Consider the following 19329-nt stretch of genomic DNA (forward strand, 5'->3'; position numbering starts at 1 on the left):
GTAGGTTCAACCGTCCTGGAAGGGGGCCGCTCGCGTGAGTGTGCTCAACGAGATCATCGACGGAGTCCGTGCCGACCTCGCACAGCGACAGGCGCGCGTCAGCCTCGACGAGCTCAAGGAGCGCGCGGCGAAGGCTCCCGCCGCCAAGGACGGCGTGGCCGCGCTGCGCGGCGACGGCGTCAAGGTCATCTGCGAGGTGAAGCGCTCCAGCCCGTCCAAGGGCGCGCTCGCCGCGATCGCCGACCCCGCGGGCCTCGCCGCCGACTACGAGGCGGGCGGCGCCGCCGCCATCTCCGTGCTCACCGAGGAGCGCCGCTTCGGCGGTTCGCTCGCCGACCTGGAGGCCGTCCGCGCCAAGGTCGACGTCCCGGTGCTCCGCAAGGACTTCATCGTCACCTCGTACCAACTGTGGGAGGCCCGCGCGTACGGCGCCGACCTCGCCCTGCTGATCGTCGCCGCCCTCGACCAGGCGGCCCTGGAGTCGCTGATCGAGCGCGCCGAGTCCATCGGCCTCACCCCGATCGTGGAGGTCCACGACGAGGACGAGGCCGAGCGCGCCGTGGACGCCGGGGCGAAGGTCGTCGGCGTCAACGCCCGCGATCTGAAGACGCTCAAGGTCGACCGCGCCACCTTCGAGCGGGTCGCGCCCGAGCTGCCCGACTCCGTCGTCAAGATCGCCGAGTCCGGGGTGCGCGGGCCGCACGACCTCATCGCCTACGCCAACGCCGGGGCCGACGCCGTGCTCGTGGGCGAGTCCCTCGTCACCGGCGGCAACCCGAGGTCCGCCGTGTCCGACCTCGTCGCCGCCGGGGCGCACCCCGCGCTGCGGCACGGGCGGGGCTGATCCGCCGATGCGTTCCGACCGCCGCGCCGTCGCCGTCCGCCCGGGCTCACGCCCGGACGGCGGGCGCGCGTGCGTGCGGTCGGCGGCGGCGCCGGTGCCCGCCGCCGGGGTCCGTGACCCGTACGCGCGGCTGGCGCGCGGGTGCCGTCCTCGGGGGTGCAGGGCGCCTGCTCGGCGGGTGTACGGGCGTCGGGTGCGGTATGTCATCGGGGACGAGCCCGGGCAGGTGAACGGCATGCGATGGCGCCCGCGTGACGCGCGCCTTCGCCTTCGCCTGCGCCGACGACACGCCTAGGCCCCTGCGGGGGCCCTGAGGTCTGGGGCCACTTCGGCACCGCCGGACCCCGTCGTCCGGGTTGCTCGCCGTCGCGGCGGATCAAACTTCCCCGAGCCCACCCCTTCCCGAAACCGGGGGCTCCGCCCCCTGGACCCCCGGGCGGGTGGGAGTCCCGTACCCAAGTACGAGGGCCTGCCTCCTGGGTCCCCGGTTGGGCGGGAGTCCCGCACCCTGGACGGGGCGGTGCCCCGGCTTCCGTACCCGCACCTGGGGCGGAGAGTCACGGGTGGGTGGGTGGGAGCAATCCGCCGCGCAGCGGCGGGGCAGTCGCCCCCTACCCCCGGCCGGCAAGGCCCCCGCGCAGACGGTGACCACAGCCCACCCCACTCCACGTGAGGTTCCACATGCCCAGCGAGTACTTCATCCCCGACCCGGAGGGTCGCACCCCGAGCGCCGAAGGCTACTTCGGCGCGTTCGGCGGCAAGTTCATCCCGGAGGCCCTCGTCGCCGCCGTCGACGAGGTCGCCGTCGAGTTCGACAAGGCGAAGTCCGACCCGGAGTTCGCCCGCGAACTCGACGACCTCCTTGTGAACTACACGGGCCGCCCGAGCGCCCTCACCGAGGTGCCCAGGTTCGCCGAACACGCAGGCGGCGCCCGCGTGTTCCTCAAGCGCGAGGACCTCAACCACACCGGGTCACACAAGATCAACAATGTTCTCGGGCAGGCCCTGCTCACAAAGCGGATGGGCAAGACCCGGGTCATCGCCGAGACGGGCGCGGGCCAGCACGGCGTCGCCACGGCCACCGCCTGCGCGCTGTTCGGCCTGGACTGCACCATCTACATGGGCGAGATCGACACCGAGCGCCAGGCCCTGAACGTGGCCCGCATGCGGATGCTCGGCGCCGAGGTCATCGCCGTGAAGTCCGGCAGCCGCACCCTGAAGGACGCCATCAACGAGGCGTTCCGCGACTGGGTCGCCAATGTGGACAGGACGCACTACCTCTTCGGGACCGTCGCGGGCCCGCACCCCTTCCCCGCCATGGTCCGCGACTTCCACCGCGTCATCGGCGTGGAGGCGAGGCGGCAGATCCTGGAGCGCGCCGGACGGCTGCCCGACGCCGCCGTCGCCTGCGTCGGCGGCGGCTCCAACGCCATCGGCCTCTTCCACGCCTTCATCCCGGACACCGGCGTACGCCTCATCGGCTGTGAGCCCGCGGGACACGGCATCGAGACCGGTGAGCACGCGGCCACCCTCACCGCGGGCGAGCCCGGCATCCTGCACGGCTCGCGCAGCTACGTGCTCCAGGACGAGGAAGGCCAGATCACCGAGCCGTACTCGATCTCCGCGGGCCTGGACTACCCCGGCATCGGCCCCGAGCACGCCTTCCTCAAGGACAGCGGCCGCGGCGAGTACCGCGCGGTCACCGACGACGCCGCGATGCGGGCCCTGCGCCTGCTCTCCCGTACCGAGGGCATCATCCCGGCGATCGAGAGCGCGCACGCCCTCGCGGGCGCCCTGGAGATCGGCCGGGAGCTCGGCAAGGACGGTCTGCTCGTCGTCAATCTGTCGGGGCGCGGCGACAAGGACATGGACACCGCCGCCCGCTACTTCAACCTGTACGACACCGACGCCACCGTCGCCGCGGACGCCGCGGGCGAGAGTGCCGAGATCGAGGGGGACGCCAAGTGAGCGGCAACATCGAGCTGTTGGACCGGACCCTGGCCGCCGCGAAGGCCGAGGGCAGGTCCGCCCTCATCGCCTATCTGCCCGCGGGCTTCCCCACCGTGGACGGCGGCATCGAGGCGATCAAGGCGGCCTTCGACGGCGGCGCGGACGTGGTCGAGGTCGGCCTGCCGCACAGTGACCCCGTCCTGGACGGGCCCGTCATCCAGACCGCCGACGACATCGCCCTGCGCGGCGGCGTCAAGATCGCGGACGTGATGCGGACGGTGCGTGCCGCGCACGAGGCCACCGGCAAGCCCGTCCTCGTCATGACGTACTGGAACCCCATCGACCGCTACGGCGTCGAGCGGTTCACCGCCGAACTCGCCGAGGCGGGCGGCGCCGGCTGCATTCTGCCCGACCTGCCGGTCCAGGAGTCGGCCCGGTGGCGCGAGCACGCCGCCAAGCACGACCTCGCCACGGTCTTCGTGGTCGCCCCGAGCAGCAAGGACGAACGGCTCGCGACGATCACCGCGGCCGGTTCCGGGTTCGTGTACGCGGCCTCGCTGATGGGGGTCACCGGCACCCGCGCGTCCGTGGGCGCCCAGGCGCAGAACCTGGTCGAGCGCACCCGCGCCACCACGGACCTGCCGGTCTGCGTCGGCCTCGGGGTCTCCGACGCCCGCCAGGCCGCCGAGGTCGCGGGCTTCGCCGACGGCGTCATCGTGGGTTCCGCGTTCGTCCAGCGGATGCTCGACGCCGCCGACGAGGCGGCGGGCGTCGCCGCGGTCCGGGCGCTCGCGAGTGAACTCGCCGAAGGAGTGCGCGGACACGCGTAATCCTTAAGGGTGGCCTTGAGCCGGGGAGGCACGCTGGGGCCTCCCCGGTTCGTTTGCCCGGGTGTGAGCGAGATGAACCGAGAAGGCAAGCGAACGGCCCGCGAGCGGATGGCGGAAGAGCGAGAGCGGCAGAAGGCGCGCGACAAGCGGCGCCGGGTGCTCCTGGTGAGCGTGACCGTCGTCGGGGTGCTCGCCCTGGCCGCGGTCGTCGGCCTGCTCGCGGCGAACTCCGGCGACGACAAGAAGAAGGACACCTCGGGCCCGGTCGTCGTGCCCAAGGGGGCCAGCGGCGACGGCGGACTTTCCATCCCTCTCGGCAAGGACAGCGCCAAGTCCCGGCTCACGGTCTGGGAGGACTTCCGCTGCCCGGCCTGCAAGCAGTTCGAGGACATGTACCGCTCGACGATCAACGAGCTGACCACCCAGGGCAAGCTGAAGGTGGAGTATCACCTGGCGACCCTCATCGACGGGAACATGGGCGGCAGCGGCTCCCTGCGCGCCGCCAACGCCGCCGCCTGCGCCCAGGACGCCGGCAAGTTCGCTCCGTACCACGACGAGCTGTTCAAGAACCAGCCCCCGGAGCCGGACGACGCCTTCGGGGACAACGACAAGCTCCTCGACCTCGCAGGGAAGGTCGAAGGACTGGTGACGGACACGTTCAAGAAGTGTGTGAACGACGGCAGCCACGACAGTTGGGTCGGCAAGTCCAACGAGGCCTTCCAGAAGGCGAAGCTGCGCGGCACGCCCACGGTCCTGCTCGACGGCAAGGACATCTTCAGCGACCAGAAGAACCCGCTGACGCCCCAGAAGCTGAAGGACCGGGTGGAGAAGGCCAACCAGTAGCCCGACGCGGGGACGGGCGGCGCCCGGCCGCCCGGTCCCGTTACTGACCCGTTGCCGGGCTGGCTGCCGTCGCCCCCGCCCGGCACGGTAGCGTCGACCCTGCCATGGAATTTGCCTACATCCCCAGCCCGTCCCGCGGAGTGGTCGACCTCGGCCCCATCCCGCTGCGCGGCTACGCGTTCTGCATCATCATCGGCGTCTTCGTTGCCGTGTGGCTCGGCAACAAGCGATGGATCGCCCGCGGCGGCCGACCAGGCACCGTGGCGGACATCTCCGTGTGGGCGGTGCCCTTCGGGCTCGTCGGCGGCCGCCTCTACCACGTGATCACGGACTATCAGCTCTACTTCAGCGACGGCCGTGACTGGGTGGACGCCTTCAAGATCTGGGAGGGCGGGCTCGGCATCTGGGGCGCGATCGCCTTCGGCGCGGTCGGCGCCTGGATCGGCTGCCGCCGGCGCGGGATCCCGCTGCCCGCGTGGGCCGACGCCCTCGCGCCCGGCATCGCCGTCGCCCAGGCGATCGGCCGCTGGGGCAACTGGTTCAACCAGGAGCTGTACGGCAGGGGGACGGACCTGCCGTGGGCCCTGAAGATCACGTCCGCGGAGGACGGGCGGGTGCCCGGCACCTACCACCCGACCTTCCTGTACGAGTCGCTGTGGTGCATCGGCGTCGCCGTCCTGGTCATCTGGGCCGACCGCCGCTACAAGCTCGGCCACGGCCGTGCTTTCGCCCTCTACGTCGCCTCGTACTGCATGGGCCGCTTCTGGATCGAGTACATGCGCGTCGACGACGCCCATGAGTTCCTCGGCCTGCGCCTCAACAACTGGACCGCTCTCGCCGTCTTCGTGCTCGCCTTCGTCTACCTCGTGGTGTCGGCGCGTACGCGGCCGGGGCGCGAGGAGGTCGTGGAGCCTTCCCCTGGCCCCGGGGCCCTGGGCGGCGACGGCGCGAAGGCCGACGAGAGCGAGCCCTCGGACGCCGCCGACTCCGGCTCCGGCTCCACCGACTCCGACTCCGGCTCCGGCTCTGTCGAGGCCGACTCGAAGTCCAAGGGGACCGCGGAGTCGGCCGCCGAGAAGGCCTGAGCGCAGCCCGGCACCGCCGGGACGGTTCGCCGGGGTGGCCCGCCGTCCCGGCGGGATTCGCCTGCGGCGGGCTGTGCGGGGAGGGCCGAGGCGGGTTCGCCTGCGGCGGGCTGTGCGGGGGAGCGGCGACGTCCGCTGTGCGGGCCGGTATGCCGAGCGTGGCTGCGTCGGCGGGGCCGGTCCGCGAGACGTAGGGTGCCGCTTGCCTCCCTCACCACCGCTCTGTCCACGAAGTGGCCGGCCGGCAGGGTCAGTCCGACAGCCAGTGCAGCTCGTGCGCCAGGGTTTTGGCGAGGGTACGGACGCGGCGGTGCAGTGGCGACTGTTCGCGCGGAAGGACCAGGTGGATCGACAGGCTGGGTGCGCCGTGCAGCGGTCGCCAGGTGATGCCGGGCGGTGGTGCCGCGGCGGCGGCCTCGCCGGCCGGGGCGAGGGTGAGCCCGTCGCGCAGGTCGCGCTGTGACATGTCGAAAGAGACCGCGGGCGGGTGGAAGCGGGGATGTGGCCGGGTATCGCGGAACAGTGCGGCGAACTGGTCGTGGATCACGGGGTTGGCCGCACGGTCGGGGAGCCGCAGCGGATACGCGGCCGCGGCGGCGATCTCGATCTCCGGGTGTTCGGCCAGCGGATGGTGCTGCGCCAATTGGACGCCGATCCGCGCACGCCGCAGCAGGTACCGGCGCACGCCACGGCCCAACTGTTCACCGCGGGTGATCCCGGCGTCGATGCGGCCGTCGGCGACCGCGGGGGAGATCTCCGGCGTCGCCATCGGGACCGCGCCGACCTCAAGTCCGGGACTGCTGCGAATCAGCTTGTCCACCAGGGCCGGAGCCGTCTCGGCCCCGGTGCTGAGGCTGTATCCGATGCGAAGCGTGCCCAGCTCACCGGCCCCCGCCCGCCGGGCGGTGTCGTCCTCGGCCTTCAGCAGCAGGCCCGCGAGGACGGGCGCTGGCGGCCGAGCCGGGAGGCTGCGTGCCGCCCACGCCACCGCCTCCGCGAGTACGTCGCGCTGCTCCGAGTCCGCCCCCACCCCGGCAGGCTGACAGGGGCGTGCCGGCGGTACGGGCTCCTCGGCTGTTTCGTGTACGCACCGCCGGTGGGCGACCGACCGGGTGCGGCGCGGATGTTCGCGCCGGCGATCGGTGTCGACGAGGACGTCGCCAACGCCAACAGCACCGCCCGACGCGGGCCGGCGGGCATCACGACCCGGGTCGGCGGGTTGGCGGTGGTCCGCGCTGTACCGGCCGTCACCCCGCTCGACATCACTCCGGCGGCGTGTTTTCGCAGGTAAGTACGGCCTTCCTTGCTGGCGGGCGGGATTTTTCGCGCGTACTTTCGATGTTGTTCAGGGGGAGGAGACGGGGCCCGAGGGGGCCCTGTCCGTGTTGCGCGGGGTACGAGGGCGCGCCACGTGTCCCCGTCCACGCGAGGAAGGAGCACGGGTCCGCCATGGCCATCATCGAGACCGAAGCGACACTGCACGAGGCGCACCGCGACAACCACACCCACCGTGACGTCAACGGTGGCTGGCTGCGCCCCGCCGTGTTCGGCGCCATGGACGGCCTGGTGTCCAACCTCGCGCTGATGACCGGTGTCGCGGGCGGATCCGTCTCGCAGCAGACCATCGTCATCACCGGCCTCTCGGGCCTCGCGGCCGGTGCCTTCTCCATGGCGGCGGGCGAGTACACCTCCGTCGCCTCGCAGCGCGAGCTGGTCGAGGCGGAGCTGGACGTGGAGCGCGGGCAACTGCGCAAGCACCCCAAGGACGAGGAGCGGGAGCTCGCGGCGCTCTACGAGTCGCGCGGCGTCGAGGCCGATCTCGCCCGCGAGGTCGCCCGGCAGTTGTCCAGGGACCCGGAGCAGGCCCTGGAGATACACGCCCGCGAGGAACTCGGCATCGACCCGGGCGACCTGCCCTCGCCGCTGGTCGCCGCCGTGTCCTCCTTCGGCGCCTTCGCCCTTGGCGCGCTGCTGCCCGTACTGCCGTATCTGCTCGGCGCCGACGCCCTGTGGCCCGCGGTGCTGCTCGCCCTGGTCGGGCTCTTCGCGTGCGGTGCGGTGGTAGCCAGGGTGACCGCGCGGTCCTGGTGGTTCAGCGGCCTGCGGCAGTTGGCTCTGGGCGGTGTCGCGGCGGGTGTGACGTACGCCCTGGGCAGTCTGTTCGGGACGGCCGTAGGATAGGCGGCCGCAGGTGTATGCAGGATCCTGCATAAGTAGTCGTTACCGTGCGGTTTCGATTCCTTGATGGCTGGGCATGAGCCGTAAGCGCTGCGGGCAATGAGGCCTGTGGCGCTCCGGGCCCGCGGTCACCGATCTGTCCGCCGGAGCCCCTTTTCTCCGCTCGCCACCCCGGAGCGCTCTGTCCACATGCTGGAATGAAGTATCCGCTTTTCGAGAAGCGGTCCATCATGTAACCTGCACGAAATTTAGCCAGGGCCAACGTCGTCCCTATCGCCGCTCGCGCCCCCGGAGCCCCTTTTCGCCCGGGAGGTTGCCCCCATCACGACGACGGGAGTGCCGATGCGTTCCGACGCCTGGTCGCCCATGGACGGTCGCCCCGCCCCCCAGGGGATGTACGACCCCAGGAACGAACACGACGCCTGCGGTGTCGGGTTCGTGGCCACCCTCACCGGTGAGGCGAGCCATGAGCTCGTCGAGCAGGCGCTGACCGTACTGCGCAATCTCGAACACCGCGGGGCCACCGGTTCCGAGCCCGACTCCGGCGACGGCGCCGGCATCCTGCTCCAGGTCCCGGACGCGTTCCTGCGCGAGGCCGCCGGATTCGCGCTGCCCGCCCCGGGCGAGTACGCCGTGGGCATCGCCTTCCTGCCGACCACCAGCCCCGACGAAGCCGTCTCGCGGATCGAGACGATCGCCGCCGAAGAGGGCCTGACGGTGCTCGGCTGGCGCGAGGTGCCGGTCGCCCCGACACTGCTCGGCGTCACCGCCCGCTCGACGATGCCGGTCTTCCGGCAGTTGTTCGTGTCCAACGGCACGAGCGGGCTCGACCTGGACCGCAAGGCGTTCGTGCTGCGCAAGCGCGCCGAGCGCGAGGCGGCCACCTACTTCCCGTCGCTCTCGGCCCGCACCATCGTCTACAAGGGCATGCTGACCACCGGCCAGCTCGAACCCTTCTTCCCCGACCTGTCCGACCGCCGCTTCGCCACGGCCATCGCGCTCGTCCACTCGCGCTTCTCCACGAACACCTTCCCGAGCTGGCCGCTCGCGCACCCGTACCGCTTCGTGGCGCACAACGGCGAGATCAACACCGTCAAGGGCAACCGCAACTGGATGCGCGCCCGTGAGTCGCAGTTGGCCTCCGACCTGTTCGGCGACGGCAACCTGGAGCGGATCTTCCCCGTCTGTACGCCGGACGCCTCCGACTCCGCGTCCTTCGACGAGGTCCTGGAACTCCTTCACCTCGGCGGGCGCACGCTGCCGCACTCGGTCCTGATGATGATCCCGGAGGCGTGGGAGAACCACGGCTCCATGGACCCCGCCCGCCGCGCCTTCTACCAGTACCACTCCACGATGATGGAGCCCTGGGACGGCCCGGCCTGCGTCACCTTCACCGACGGCACCCAGGTCGGCGCGGTCCTCGACCGCAACGGCCTGCGCCCAGGCCGCTACTGGGTCACCGACGACGGCCTTGTCGTCCTCGGCTCCGAGGTCGGCGTCCTCGACATCGACCCCGCCAAGGTCGTCCGCAAGGGCCGCCTGCAGCCCGGCCGGATGTTCCTCGTCGACACCGCCGAGCACCGCATCGTCGAGGACGACGAGATCAAGGCGGGCCTCGCCGCCGAGAAGCCGTACCAGGAGTGGCTGGAGGCCGGCGGCATCGAGCTCTCCGACCTGCCCGAGCGCGAGCACATCGTGCACACGCACGCCTCCGTCACGCGCCGCCAGCAGACCTTCGGCTACACCGAGGAGGAGCTGCGCATCCTGCTCGCGCCGATGGCCAAGGCGGGCGCGGAGCCGATCGGCTCGATGGGCACGGACACGCCGATCGCCGCGCTCTCCGACCGCCCGCGGCTGATCTTCGACTACTTCACGCAGCTCTTCGCGCAGGTCACCAACCCGCCGCTCGACGCCATCCGCGAGGAACTCGTCACCTCGCTGCACTCCACCCTCGGCCCGCAGGGCAACCTCCTGGAGCCGACGGCCGCGTCCTGCCGGTCCGTCACCCTGCCCTTCCCGGTGATCGACAACGATGAGCTGGCCAAGCTCATCCACATCAACGCCGACGGCGACATGCCGGGCATGAAGGCCGCGACCCTCTCCGGCCTCTACCGGGTGAGCGGCGGCGGCGACGCCCTCGCCGCCCGCATCGAGGAGATGTGCGTCGAGGCCGACGCCGCCATCGAGGCCGGTGCCCGCCTGATCGTGCTCTCCGACCGGCACTCCGACGCCGAGCACGCCCCCATCCCCTCGCTCCTTCTCACCTCGGCCGTCCACCACCACCTCATCCGCACCAAGCAGCGCACCCAGGTCGGCCTGCTCGTGGAGGCGGGCGACGTGCGCGAGGTGCACCACGTCGCACTGCTCATCGGGTTCGGCGCCGCCGCCGTCAACCCGTACCTGGCCATGGAGTCCGTCGAGGACCTGGTCCGCGCGGGCACGTTCCTCGAAGCCACCGACGGCGGCGCCGAGACGGCGATCCGCAACCTCATCAAGGCCCTCGGCAAGGGCGTGCTGAAGGTGATGTCCAAGATGGGCATCTCCACCGTCGCCTCCTACCGCGGCGCCCAGGTCTTCGAGGCCGTCGGCCTTGAGGAGTCCTTCGTCGAGAAGTACTTCAACGGCACCACCTCCAAGATCGGCGGCGTCGGCATCGACGTCATCGCCGCGGAGGTCGCCGCCCGGCACGCCAAGGCCTACCCCGTCTCCGGTGTTCCCTCGGCGCACCGCGCCCTCGACATAGGGGGCGAGTACCAGTGGCGCCGCGAGGGCGAGCCGCACCTGTTCGACCCCGACACGGTCTTCCGCCTCCAGCACTCCACGCGCACCCGCCGCTACGACATCTTCAAGCAGTACACGGGCCGCGTGAACGAGCAGTCCGAACGCCTGATGACCCTGCGCGGCCTGTTCGGCTTCAAGGAGGGCCGGGAGCCGATCTCCATCGACGAGGTCGAGCCCGCCTCCGAGATCGTCAAGCGCTTCTCCACCGGCGCCATGTCGTACGGCTCCATCTCCAAGGAGGCGCACGAGACCCTCGCCATCGCCATGAACCAGTTGGGCGGCAAGTCCAACACCGGTGAGGGCGGCGAGGACGCCGACCGGCTCTACGACCCGGCGCGGCGCTCCAGCATCAAGCAGGTCGCGTCCGGCCGCTTCGGCGTCACCTCCGAGTACCTGGTCAACGCGGACGACATCCAGATCAAGATGGCCCAGGGCGCCAAGCCCGGCGAGGGCGGCCAGCTCCCCGGCCACAAGGTCTACCCGTGGGTCGCCAAGACCCGGCACTCCACCCCGGGCGTCGGCCTGATCTCGCCGCCCCCGCACCACGACATCTACTCCATCGAGGACCTCGCCCAGCTCATCCACGACCTGAAGAACGCCAACCCGCAGGCCCGCATCCACGTGAAGCTGGTCTCCGAGGTCGGCGTCGGCACGGTCGCCGCGGGTGTCTCCAAGGCGCACGCGGACGTGGTCCTCATCTCCGGCCACGACGGCGGCACCGGCGCCTCCCCGCTGACCTCGCTCAAGCACGCGGGCGGCCCCTGGGAGCTCGGCCTCGCCGAGACCCAGCAGACCCTGCTCCTCAACGGCCTGCGCGACCGCATCGTCGTACAGACCGACGGCCAGCTCAAGACCGGCCGTGACGTGGTCATCGCCGCGCTGCTCGGCGCCGAGGAGTTCGGCTTCGCGACCGCGCCGCTCGTCGTGTCCGGCTGCGTCATGATGCGCGTCTGCCACCTGGACACCTGCCCGGTCGGCATCGCCACGCAGAACCCCACGCTGCGCGAGCGCTTCAGCGGCAAGGCCGAGTACATCGTGAACTTCTTCGAGTTCATCGCCGAGGAGGTCCGCGAGCTCCTCGCCGAGCTCGGCTTCCGCTCCATCGAGGAGGCCGTCGGCCACGCCGAACTCCTCGACACCGAGCGGGCCGTCGACCACTGGAAGGCGCAGGGCCTCAACCTGGAACCCCTGTTCCACGTCCCCGACCTGCCCGGCGGCGCCGTGCGCCACCAGGTCGTCGCCCAGGACCACGGCCTGGAGAAGGCCCTCGACAACGAGCTGATCAAGCTGGCCGCCGACGCGCTCGCCGCGGACTGTCTCCAGGACGCCCAGGTGGTCCGCGCCCAGGTCGCCATCCGCAACATCAACCGCACGGTCGGCACCATGCTCGGCCACGAGGTGACGAAGAAGTTCGGCGGCGCGGGCCTGCCCGACGACACCATCGACATCACCTTCACCGGCTCCGCGGGCCAGTCCTTCGGCGCGTTCGTGCCGCGCGGTGTGACGCTGCGCCTGGAGGGCGACGCCAACGACTACGTCGGCAAGGGCCTCTCCGGCGGCCGGATCGTCGTACGCCCCGACCGCGGCGCCGACCACCTCGCCGAGTACTCCACCATCGCGGGCAACACCATCGCCTACGGCGCGACCGGCGGCGAGCTGTTCCTGCGCGGCCGCACCGGCGAGCGGTTCTGCGTACGCAACTCCGGCGCCCTCGTGGTGTCCGAGGGCGTGGGCGACCACGGCTGCGAGTACATGACCGGTGGCCACGCGGTCGTCCTCGGCGAGACGGGGCGCAACTTCGCGGCCGGCATGTCGGGCGGCGTCGCGTACGTCATCGACCTGGACCGCGACAACGTCAACGCCGGGAACGTGGCGGCCGTCGAGCCCCTGGACGACACCGACAAGCAGTGGCTGCACGACGTCGTGCGCCGCCACCAGGAGGAGACGGGCTCCACCGTCGCCGAGAAGCTGCTCGTGGACTGGGACGCCTCCGCGGCCCGCTTCAGCAGGATCATCCCCCGTACGTACAAGGCAGTGCTCGCCGCCAAGGACGCCGCCGAGCGAGCCGGTCTCTCCGAGACCGAGATCACCGAGAAGATGATGGAGGCGGCGACCAATGGCTGATCCCAAGGGCTTTTTGAACCACGGCCGCGAGGTCGCCAAGACCCGCCCGGTGGGGGAGCGCGTCCAGGACTGGAACGAGGTCTACGTCCCGGGATCGCTGCTTCCGATCATCTCCAAGCAGGCCTCGCGCTGCATGGACTGCGGCATCCCGTTCTGCCACAACGGCTGTCCGCTGGGGAACCTCATCCCCGAGTGGAACGACTACGCCTACCGCGAGGACTGGTCGGCGGCGCAGGAGCGCCTGCACGCCACCAACAACTTCCCGGAGTTCACCGGCCGGCTGTGCCCCGCGCCCTGCGAGGCGGCGTGCGTCCTCGGCATCAACCAGCCCGCGGTCACCATCAAGAACGTCGAAGTCTCCATCATCGACAAGGCCTGGGAGACCGGTGACGTGGCGCCGCAGGCGCCCGAGCGGCTCTCCGGCAAGACGGTCGCCGTGATCGGCTCGGGCCCGGCGGGCCTCGCCGCCGCCCAGCAGCTCACCCGGGCCGGGCACACCGTCGCCGTGTACGAGCGCGCCGACCGCATCGGCGGCCTGCTGCGCTACGGCATCCCCGAGTTCAAGATGGAGAAGCGGCACATCAACCGCCGCATCGAGCAGATGCGCGCGGAGGGCACCAAGTTCCGCACCGGCGTGGAGATCGGCCGCGACATCGACGCCGCGAAGCTGCGCAAGCGCTACGACGCCGTGGTCATCGCCGCCGGTGCCACCACCGCCCGTGACCTGCCCGTCCCCGGCCGTGAGCTCAAGGGCGTCTACCAGGCCATGGAGTACCTGCCGCTCGCCAACAAGGTGCAGGAGGGCGACTACGTCACCACGCCCGTCTCCGCCGAGGGCAAGCACGTCGTCGTCATCGGCGGCGGCGACACCGGCGCGGACTGCGTCGGCACGGCGCACCGGCAGGGCGCGGCCTCCGTCACCCAACTGGAGATCATGCCCCGCCCCGGCGAGGAGCGGGCCCCCGGCCAGCCCTGGCCGACGTTCCCCATGCTCTACAAGGTCACCTCGGCCCACGAGGAGGGCGGCGAGCGGGTCTACTCCGTCTCGACCACCCACTTCGAAGGTGACGAGGACGGGAACGTGCAGTTCCTGCACCTGGTCGAGGTCGAGTTCGTGGACGGCAGGCTCACCCCGAAGCCGGGCACCGAGCGGCGCATCCCCGCCCAGTTGGTGACCCTCGCGATGGGCTTCACCGGCACGGACCGTGAGAACGGTCTGGTGGACCAGTTCGGGCTCGACCTGGACGCGCGCGGCAACGTCGCCCGTGACGGCGATTTCCAGACAAACGTTCCCGGTGTCTTCGTGGCCGGTGACGCGGGCCGCGGTCAGTCGCTCATCGTGTGGGCCATCGCCGAGGGCCGCTCCGCGGCCAGGGGCGTGGACCGTTTCCTCACCGGTGCGAGTGATCTTCCCTCGCCCATTCGCCCGACCGACAGGTCGCTTACGGTGTAGCCCGTACGGCCCCTTCATACGTCCCGTACAACGGCGTACGGAACTGGCGCGACGCCTGCCTTGTCCCCGACCGGACACTGGGTGGGCGTCGCGTTTTTCGGTGCCCGGGGGGTTAACACACCATTGCGAGCGACGCAACGGCAGTTGCACGGCGTAGCGCACCGCGCAACGGTGATTACGGTTCGGCCGCTTCGCCGAAAGGGTCTAGACCGCCCACACTCTGTGTGACCAGAATCGCTTCCACCAAATGAACCTGAAGGGGGCCGGCATGAAGCGACGTGTCATCGCGGCGGGTTGTATCGCCTTGACGCTCGGTCTGACCGCAACCGCGTGCGGCGATGACGGCGACGGCGGCAGCGGCGACAAGGCCGACGGCAAGGGCAAGACGCTCACCGTGTGGATCATGGAGGGCACCAACCCCGACCCCCGGCCCTTCTTCAAGGAGGTCGGCGCCGCCTTCGAGAAGAAGACCGGTGCCAAGATCAAGGTCGAGTACCAGCAGTGGGCCACCGCCCAGAAGAAGTTCACGACGGCCATCGAGGGCGGCGAGGACCAGGTCCCGGACGTGGCGGAGGTCGGCACGACCTGGGTGCCGCAGTTCGCGGAGACGGAAGCGCTCGTCGACGTCACGGACGACGTGAAGGAGTCGGGTCTCGCCGACGACCTCGTCGAGGGCCTGAAGGACGCGGGCACCCTGGACGGCAAGCAGTACGGCATGCCGTGGTACGCGGGCGTGCGCTCCATCGTCTACCGCAAGGACATCTTCGAGAAGCACGACCTGAAGCCGCCGACGACCTGGAAGGAGCTCCAGGCCACGGCGAAGACGCTGAAGGGCAAGGAGCCGGGCATGATCCCGTTCCCGGTGGCGGGCGGCGCGGAGATGTTCGCGACCGCCTTCGTCTGGGGCGGCGGCGGTGAACTCGCCACCCAGCAGGGCGACTCGTGGAAGTCCGGCATCAACTCGCCCGAGTCCATCAAGGGCCTGGAGTACTACACGGGCCTCGCCACCAAGGACAAGGTCTCCCCGGCCAAGGTGAACACCTGGACCGAGAAGGAGGTCGGCGACGCCTGGAACAAGGGCCAGATCGCCATGTCGGTCGGCGGCAACTGGACGCCGAAGGCCATCGTGGAGGCGAACCCGAAGCTCAAGGGCAAGCTGGGCGTCGTGCCGGTCCCGGGCCAGAACGGCGGGATGAGCAAGTCCTTCGTCGGCGGCTCCTATCTGTCCGCGTTCAACACGGACAACAAGGACCTCTCCTGGGAGCTGATCAAGCTCATGACCACGGGTGACTTCGCCGCGAAGTGGGCCAAGCAGACCAACTACTTCCCCGGTCAGAACTCCGAGCTGAAGAAGATCGAGGGCCAGAAGGACCCGCTGGTCGAGCCGTTCGCCAAGCAGATGATCGAGGCCGGCGCCACGGTGCCGAAGACCAAGGCGTACGGCGAGATCCAGGCCTCGCAGGTCATCCCGGGGATGGTGCAGTCGATCCTCACCGGCAAGTCGTCCGTGAAGGAGGCCGCTGACAAGGCGGCCAAGGACATGGACGCGATCTTCGCCAAGGACAAGTAACCACCGTGAAAGAGATGCTCGTCGGCGACGGTTCGAAGGCCGGATCCTCCGGTTCTTCGGACCTCCGCCCGCACCCGATCGACAACGGTGAGGCCGCACGCCGTCGCAAGAAGATGGTCACCCTCACCCGCCCCTGGATCCTGCTCGCGCCCTCGCTGATCGTGCTCACGGGTCTGCTGCTGTGGCCGCTGATCCAGGTCGGCAAGCTGTCGCTGCAGGACTACAAGGTCAAGTTCGGCGGCGGTGAGAGTACCTGGACGGGCTTCGACCACTACAGGGACCTGCTCAGCAGCGAACTGTTGTGGAAGACGGTCCTGCCCAACACGGTGTTCTTCGCGCTCGCCTGTGTCGGCCTGACCGTGGCGCTCGGCACGGCCGTGGCACTGCTGCTCAACCGGCTCGGCCCGACCTGGAAGCTGATCTGCTCCGTGTCGATCCTGGCCGCCTGGGCGATGCCCGCGGTCACCGGGACCTATGTCTGGATCTGGCTGTTCTCGCCGGAGGACGGCATGGTCAGCCAGATGGCCGACTCCATGGGCCTGATCGACGCCGAGACCACCAACTGGTTCACCGACCGCCTGCCGTTCTACGGCATCGCCACCCTCAACGTCGTGCACCACGGCTTCCCGTTCGTGGCGATCACCGTCCTCGCGGGGCTCCTGACGATCCCCAAGGAGCTGTACGAGGCCGGGGAGATCGACGGCGCCAACGCCTGGCAGCGGTTCTGGAAGATCACCGTGCCGACCATCAAGCCGGTGTTCCTCGTCGTGACCATCCTCTCCACCATCTGGGACTTCAAGGTCTTCACGCAGGTCTTCCTGATGCCCGGAGGCAGCGGCTCCAATCCCGACGTCTACAACCTCGGCGTGTACTCCTACATCGAGGCGTTCGCCAAGAACGACTACGGCGCGGGTTCGGCGGCGGCCGTCCTGCTCACCCTGCTCCTCCTCCTCATCACCGTCGTCTACGTCCGCACACTGTTCCGGCAGGGGGAGGACCTGTGACAGCCCGCCGCACCACGCTCGCCTCACGCATCGGCCTGCCGCTCGCCGTGGCGTCGCTGCTCGTCTTCACGCTCTTCCCGGTCTACTGGATGGTCTCCACGGCCTTCGACCCGAAGGCGTTGACACGCGGCTCGGACCTGCTGCCGAGCGGCGTCAGCTTCGAGCACTTCGACTTCGTCTTCGACCGCGGCAACTTCGGTCAGTACCTGCTGAACTCGGCGATCGTCGGCATCGCCACGATCCTGGCGGCCGCGCTGCTCTCGCTGTTCGCGGCGATCGCGGTGGCCCGCTTCAAGTTCAAGTTCCGCACCTCCGTGCTGATCATGGTTCTGATCGTGCAGATGGTGCCCCTCGAAGCCCTGGTCATCCCGCTGTTCATCCAGATGCGGGACTACGAGATGCTCAACTCGCTGCTCGGCCTGTCGATCGTCTACATCGCCCTTTCGCTGCCGTTCGCGATCTGGACCCTGCGCGGCTTCGTCGCGGCCGTGCCCAAGGAGATCGAGGAAGCCGCGTACATCGACGGGGCCTCCTGGTTCCGGATGTTCTGGTCGGTGCTCCTGCCGCTGGTCGCGCCGGGCCTCGTGGCCACCTCGATCTTCGCCTTCATCACGGCGTGGAACGAGTTCGTCTTCGCGTACACCTTCATGAAGGGCGACGAGAAGTACACGGCGGCCGTGGGCATCTTCCAGTTCTTCGGGGAGAACACCACGTCCTGGGGCCCCGTCATGGCCAGCTCCACACTGGTGACGGTGCCCGTCATGATCTTCTTCGTGCTCGTCCACCGCAGGCTCGGCTCGGGCCTCGCGGCGGGAGCCGTCAAGGGCTGACGCCCGGCGAGGGCTGACATCCGCCGAAGGGGGGCGGGGGCAGGGTGCCACGCACCTGTCCCCGCCCCCCTTCGCGTTGCCCCGGCCGTGCCCCGCCGCCGCTATTGACTATTAGTCAATTACGCTCCACTCTCGGGACCTCCAAGCCCAGCGCACCTCGGGAGGTCCTGTGAGCACCGAAGCGACCGAAGCACTGGAGACACTGAAGACGGAGCTGGGGACCCGGCCCCCGGAGTCCTTCGCCCGCCTCGCGCCCGAGCGGCTCGCGCTGCTCGCGGGCGCGCTGCGCACGGAGCGCGAGAGCAGGGCCTCAGGCCTGAACCAGACGGCCGAAGAGGCCCTGAAGCTGGTGCCCGCACTGGCCCGGGGTCCGGTGCGCCGGATCCTCTTCCGCTAGGCCGGGGGCGAGGACGGCATGGACAAGCTGCGCGCCAGGGCCGAGGTCCTGAAGACCGCCCGTCTCCTCGACGTGGACCCGGGCTGCCTCGCGTTCCTGCGGGAACTGCCCGCCGACGACGTACGCCGTTTCCGCGGCGACTGTGTGGCGGCGCTGTACGACCGGTCGCCGGAGATGCTGGACCGGATCGCGTCCGCCACGAAACTCGTGCCCGCCGGGGTGGCCGCCGCGATCTCCCAGAAGGCCCTCGGCCCCCGCCTCGCCGCCGCCGTCGCGGGCCGCCTCGAACCGGCCCGCGCCGCCGACATCATCGAGAAACTGCCCGTGCCCTTCACCGCCGAGTCGTGCGCCCACCTCGACCCCCGGCGGATCAGCGGCATCGTCGACCGCCTCGACGAGAACCTGGTCGTCCGCATCGCCGTCGCCCTCGCCGAACGCGAGGACCACATCACGATGGGACGCTTCGTCGGCCACCTCCGCGACAGTGCGCTGCGGCGCATCCTGCCGCAGGTCGCCGACCCCGTGGTGCTGCGCACCGGCTTCCTGATCGACCTCCCCGAACGGCTCGGCCAGATCGTCGAACTCATGGGCGAGGAGCGGCTCGCGGCGGTCATCGCGACCGCCGCGGCGGACGGCCTTTGGCCCGAGGCGCTCGCCGTGGCCGGGATGGTGACGGGGGCGCAGCGCGCGCGGATCGCGGCCCTGGCCGCGGCGCAGCCGCCCGAACTGCTCGACCCGCTCGTGACGACCGTGGCCGAGCAGGAACTCTGGGAGTCACTGCTGCCGCTGGTCGCGCTGCTCGGCGAGGCGGAGCTGCGCACGGTGGCCGGGCTGCCGTCGCTGCGGGACGCCGGCGTCCTCGGCGGGGTGGTGCCCGCCGTCGTCGCCACCGGTCTGTGGGCGGAGTTCCTGCCCCTGGTCGAGGTGTTGCCCGAGGACTCCCGCAAGGTCGTGGCGGACCGGGCCGCGGAGCTGACCGACGCGGAGCTCGACGCGCTCGTGCGCGAGGTCGGCAGACGGGACCTCTGGGAGCTGGTGCTGCCGCTTGTGGAGCTCATGTCCGACCCCGCGAAGGTCAGGGTCTTCGCGCTGCCCTCGTTCACCGACCGCCCCGTGTAGCCGTGCCCCCCGCCGGGGCCGGGGTCTTGTCGCGCTGCGCGCTCGTCCTCAAGCGCCGGACGGGCTGGTTCTTCGTCCGGCTGTGCGTGGGGGTTGGGGTCTTGTTGCGCTGCGCGCTCGTCCTCAAGCGCCGGACGGGCTTGTTCTTCGTCCGGCTGTGCGTGGGGGTTGGGGTCTTGTTGCGCTGCGCGCTCGTCCTCAAGCGCCGGACGGGCTTTTTCTTCGTCCGGCTGTGCGTGGGGGTTGGGGTCTTGTTGCGCTGCGCGCTCGTCCTCAAGCGCCGGACGGGCTTTTTCTTCGTCCGGCTGTGCGTAGCATGAG

General features: G+C 70.5%; 17 protein-coding genes. 16 read left to right on the forward strand and 1 reads right to left on the reverse strand.

The features are described 5' to 3' along the window. Window positions 1-34 precede the first annotated feature (34 nt). From trpC to lgt, 6 genes are all read left to right on the forward strand, one after another. Window positions 35-844: an indole-3-glycerol phosphate synthase TrpC gene (trpC, locus tag IG78_RS0118360; RefSeq protein ID WP_030564485.1), complete on the forward strand. Its 810-nt coding sequence runs from the start codon at window positions 35-37 to the stop codon at window positions 842-844. A 7-nt stretch (window positions 845-851) separates the two neighbouring features. Beyond that, the gene (gene trpM, locus IG78_RS52660; RefSeq protein ID WP_404827740.1) at window positions 852-1139 is read left to right on the forward strand and encodes a tryptophan biosynthesis modulator TrpM; all 288 of its coding nucleotides are present in this window, start codon (window positions 852-854) and stop codon (window positions 1137-1139) included. Window positions 1140-1525: 386 nt separating this feature from the next. Next, the gene (gene trpB, locus IG78_RS0118365; RefSeq protein ID WP_030564487.1) at window positions 1526-2812 is read left to right on the forward strand and encodes a tryptophan synthase subunit beta; all 1287 of its coding nucleotides are present in this window, start codon (window positions 1526-1528) and stop codon (window positions 2810-2812) included. Continuing rightward, window positions 2809-3624, forward strand: coding sequence for a tryptophan synthase subunit alpha (trpA, locus tag IG78_RS0118370; protein WP_030564489.1), 816 nt, complete (start codon window positions 2809-2811; stop codon window positions 3622-3624). Before trpB ends, trpA begins: the two co-directional genes overlap by 4 nt. 63 nt (window positions 3625-3687) lie before the next feature. Then, window positions 3688-4467: a DsbA family protein gene (locus tag IG78_RS0118375; RefSeq protein WP_030564491.1), complete on the forward strand. Its 780-nt coding sequence runs from the start codon at window positions 3688-3690 to the stop codon at window positions 4465-4467. A gap of 104 nt (window positions 4468-4571) precedes the next feature. Beyond that, window positions 4572-5552: a prolipoprotein diacylglyceryl transferase gene (lgt, locus tag IG78_RS0118380; RefSeq protein ID WP_030564493.1), complete on the forward strand. Its 981-nt coding sequence runs from the start codon at window positions 4572-4574 to the stop codon at window positions 5550-5552. Between the two features lie 250 nt (window positions 5553-5802). On the opposite strand, the gene IG78_RS0118385 is transcribed toward lgt, so the two are convergent. Next, a complete protein-coding gene (locus IG78_RS0118385; RefSeq protein WP_107054936.1) occupies window positions 5803-6582 on the reverse strand; it encodes a LysR substrate-binding domain-containing protein in 780 nt (259 codons plus the stop codon). Between the two features lie 66 nt (window positions 6583-6648). Between IG78_RS0118385 and IG78_RS45875 the strand changes: the two genes are divergently transcribed. The 10 genes from IG78_RS45875 to IG78_RS0118435 all read left to right on the forward strand — a co-directional run bounded on the left by IG78_RS45875 (window position 6649) and on the right by IG78_RS0118435 (window position 19328). After that, window positions 6649-6843, forward strand: coding sequence for a hypothetical protein (locus tag IG78_RS45875; RefSeq protein WP_404827741.1), 195 nt, complete (start codon window positions 6649-6651; stop codon window positions 6841-6843). A 158-nt stretch (window positions 6844-7001) separates the two neighbouring features. After that, window positions 7002-7733, forward strand: a complete 732-nt coding sequence (locus IG78_RS0118395; protein WP_030564497.1) for a VIT1/CCC1 transporter family protein — start codon at window positions 7002-7004, stop codon at window positions 7731-7733. A 390-nt stretch (window positions 7734-8123) separates the two neighbouring features. Then, window positions 8124-12635, forward strand: a complete 4512-nt coding sequence (gene gltB, locus IG78_RS0118400; RefSeq protein ID WP_030564499.1) for a glutamate synthase large subunit — start codon at window positions 8124-8126, stop codon at window positions 12633-12635. Further along, window positions 12628-14088, forward strand: a complete 1461-nt coding sequence (locus IG78_RS0118405; protein ID WP_030564501.1) for a glutamate synthase subunit beta — start codon at window positions 12628-12630, stop codon at window positions 14086-14088. Before gltB ends, IG78_RS0118405 begins: the two co-directional genes overlap by 8 nt. Window positions 14089-14356: 268 nt before the next feature. Further along, window positions 14357-15658, forward strand: a complete 1302-nt coding sequence (locus IG78_RS0118410; RefSeq protein ID WP_030564503.1) for a sugar ABC transporter substrate-binding protein — start codon at window positions 14357-14359, stop codon at window positions 15656-15658. A 14-nt stretch (window positions 15659-15672) separates the two neighbouring features. Beyond that, the gene (locus IG78_RS0118415; protein WP_030564505.1) at window positions 15673-16662 is read left to right on the forward strand and encodes a carbohydrate ABC transporter permease; all 990 of its coding nucleotides are present in this window, start codon (window positions 15673-15675) and stop codon (window positions 16660-16662) included. Next, a complete protein-coding gene (locus tag IG78_RS0118420) occupies window positions 16659-17492 on the forward strand; it encodes a carbohydrate ABC transporter permease (protein WP_030564507.1) in 834 nt (277 codons plus the stop codon). The genes IG78_RS0118415 and IG78_RS0118420 overlap by 4 nt, the downstream gene beginning before the upstream one ends. Window positions 17493-17661: 169 nt before the next feature. Then, the gene (locus IG78_RS0118425; protein WP_030564509.1) at window positions 17662-17889 is read left to right on the forward strand and encodes a hypothetical protein; all 228 of its coding nucleotides are present in this window, start codon (window positions 17662-17664) and stop codon (window positions 17887-17889) included. Window positions 17890-17907: 18 nt separating this feature from the next. Further along, window positions 17908-19008, forward strand: coding sequence for a hypothetical protein (locus IG78_RS0118430; RefSeq protein ID WP_030564511.1), 1101 nt, complete (start codon window positions 17908-17910; stop codon window positions 19006-19008). Between the two features lie 26 nt (window positions 19009-19034). Further along, a complete protein-coding gene (locus tag IG78_RS0118435; RefSeq protein ID WP_157855809.1) occupies window positions 19035-19328 on the forward strand; it encodes a hypothetical protein in 294 nt (97 codons plus the stop codon). Window position 19329: the final 1 nt, after the last annotated feature.

Source organism: Streptomyces aureocirculatus (genome assembly GCF_000720475.1).
In the GTDB taxonomy this organism is placed as follows: domain Bacteria; phylum Actinomycetota; class Actinomycetes; order Streptomycetales; family Streptomycetaceae; genus Streptomyces; species Streptomyces aureocirculatus.

Excerpts from the sequence above, each read along its gene's own strand:
- trpM (WP_404827740.1), top strand. The coding sequence starts at position 852 with ATGCGTTCCGACCGCCGCGCCGTCGCCGTCCGCCCGGGCTCACGCCCG.
- trpB (WP_030564487.1), top strand. The coding sequence starts at position 1,526 with ATGCCCAGCGAGTACTTCATCCCCGACCCGGAGGGTCGCACCCCGAGC.
- lgt (WP_030564493.1), top strand. The coding sequence starts at position 4,572 with ATGGAATTTGCCTACATCCCCAGCCCGTCCCGCGGAGTGGTCGACCTC.
- IG78_RS0118395 (WP_030564497.1), top strand. The coding sequence starts at position 7,002 with ATGGCCATCATCGAGACCGAAGCGACACTGCACGAGGCGCACCGCGAC.
- gltB (WP_030564499.1), top strand. The coding sequence starts at position 8,124 with ATGTACGACCCCAGGAACGAACACGACGCCTGCGGTGTCGGGTTCGTG.
- IG78_RS0118405 (WP_030564501.1), top strand. The coding sequence starts at position 12,628 with ATGGCTGATCCCAAGGGCTTTTTGAACCACGGCCGCGAGGTCGCCAAG.
- IG78_RS0118410 (WP_030564503.1), top strand. The coding sequence starts at position 14,357 with ATGAAGCGACGTGTCATCGCGGCGGGTTGTATCGCCTTGACGCTCGGT.
- IG78_RS0118415 (WP_030564505.1), top strand. The coding sequence starts at position 15,673 with ATGCTCGTCGGCGACGGTTCGAAGGCCGGATCCTCCGGTTCTTCGGAC.
- IG78_RS0118430 (WP_030564511.1), top strand. The coding sequence starts at position 17,908 with ATGGACAAGCTGCGCGCCAGGGCCGAGGTCCTGAAGACCGCCCGTCTC.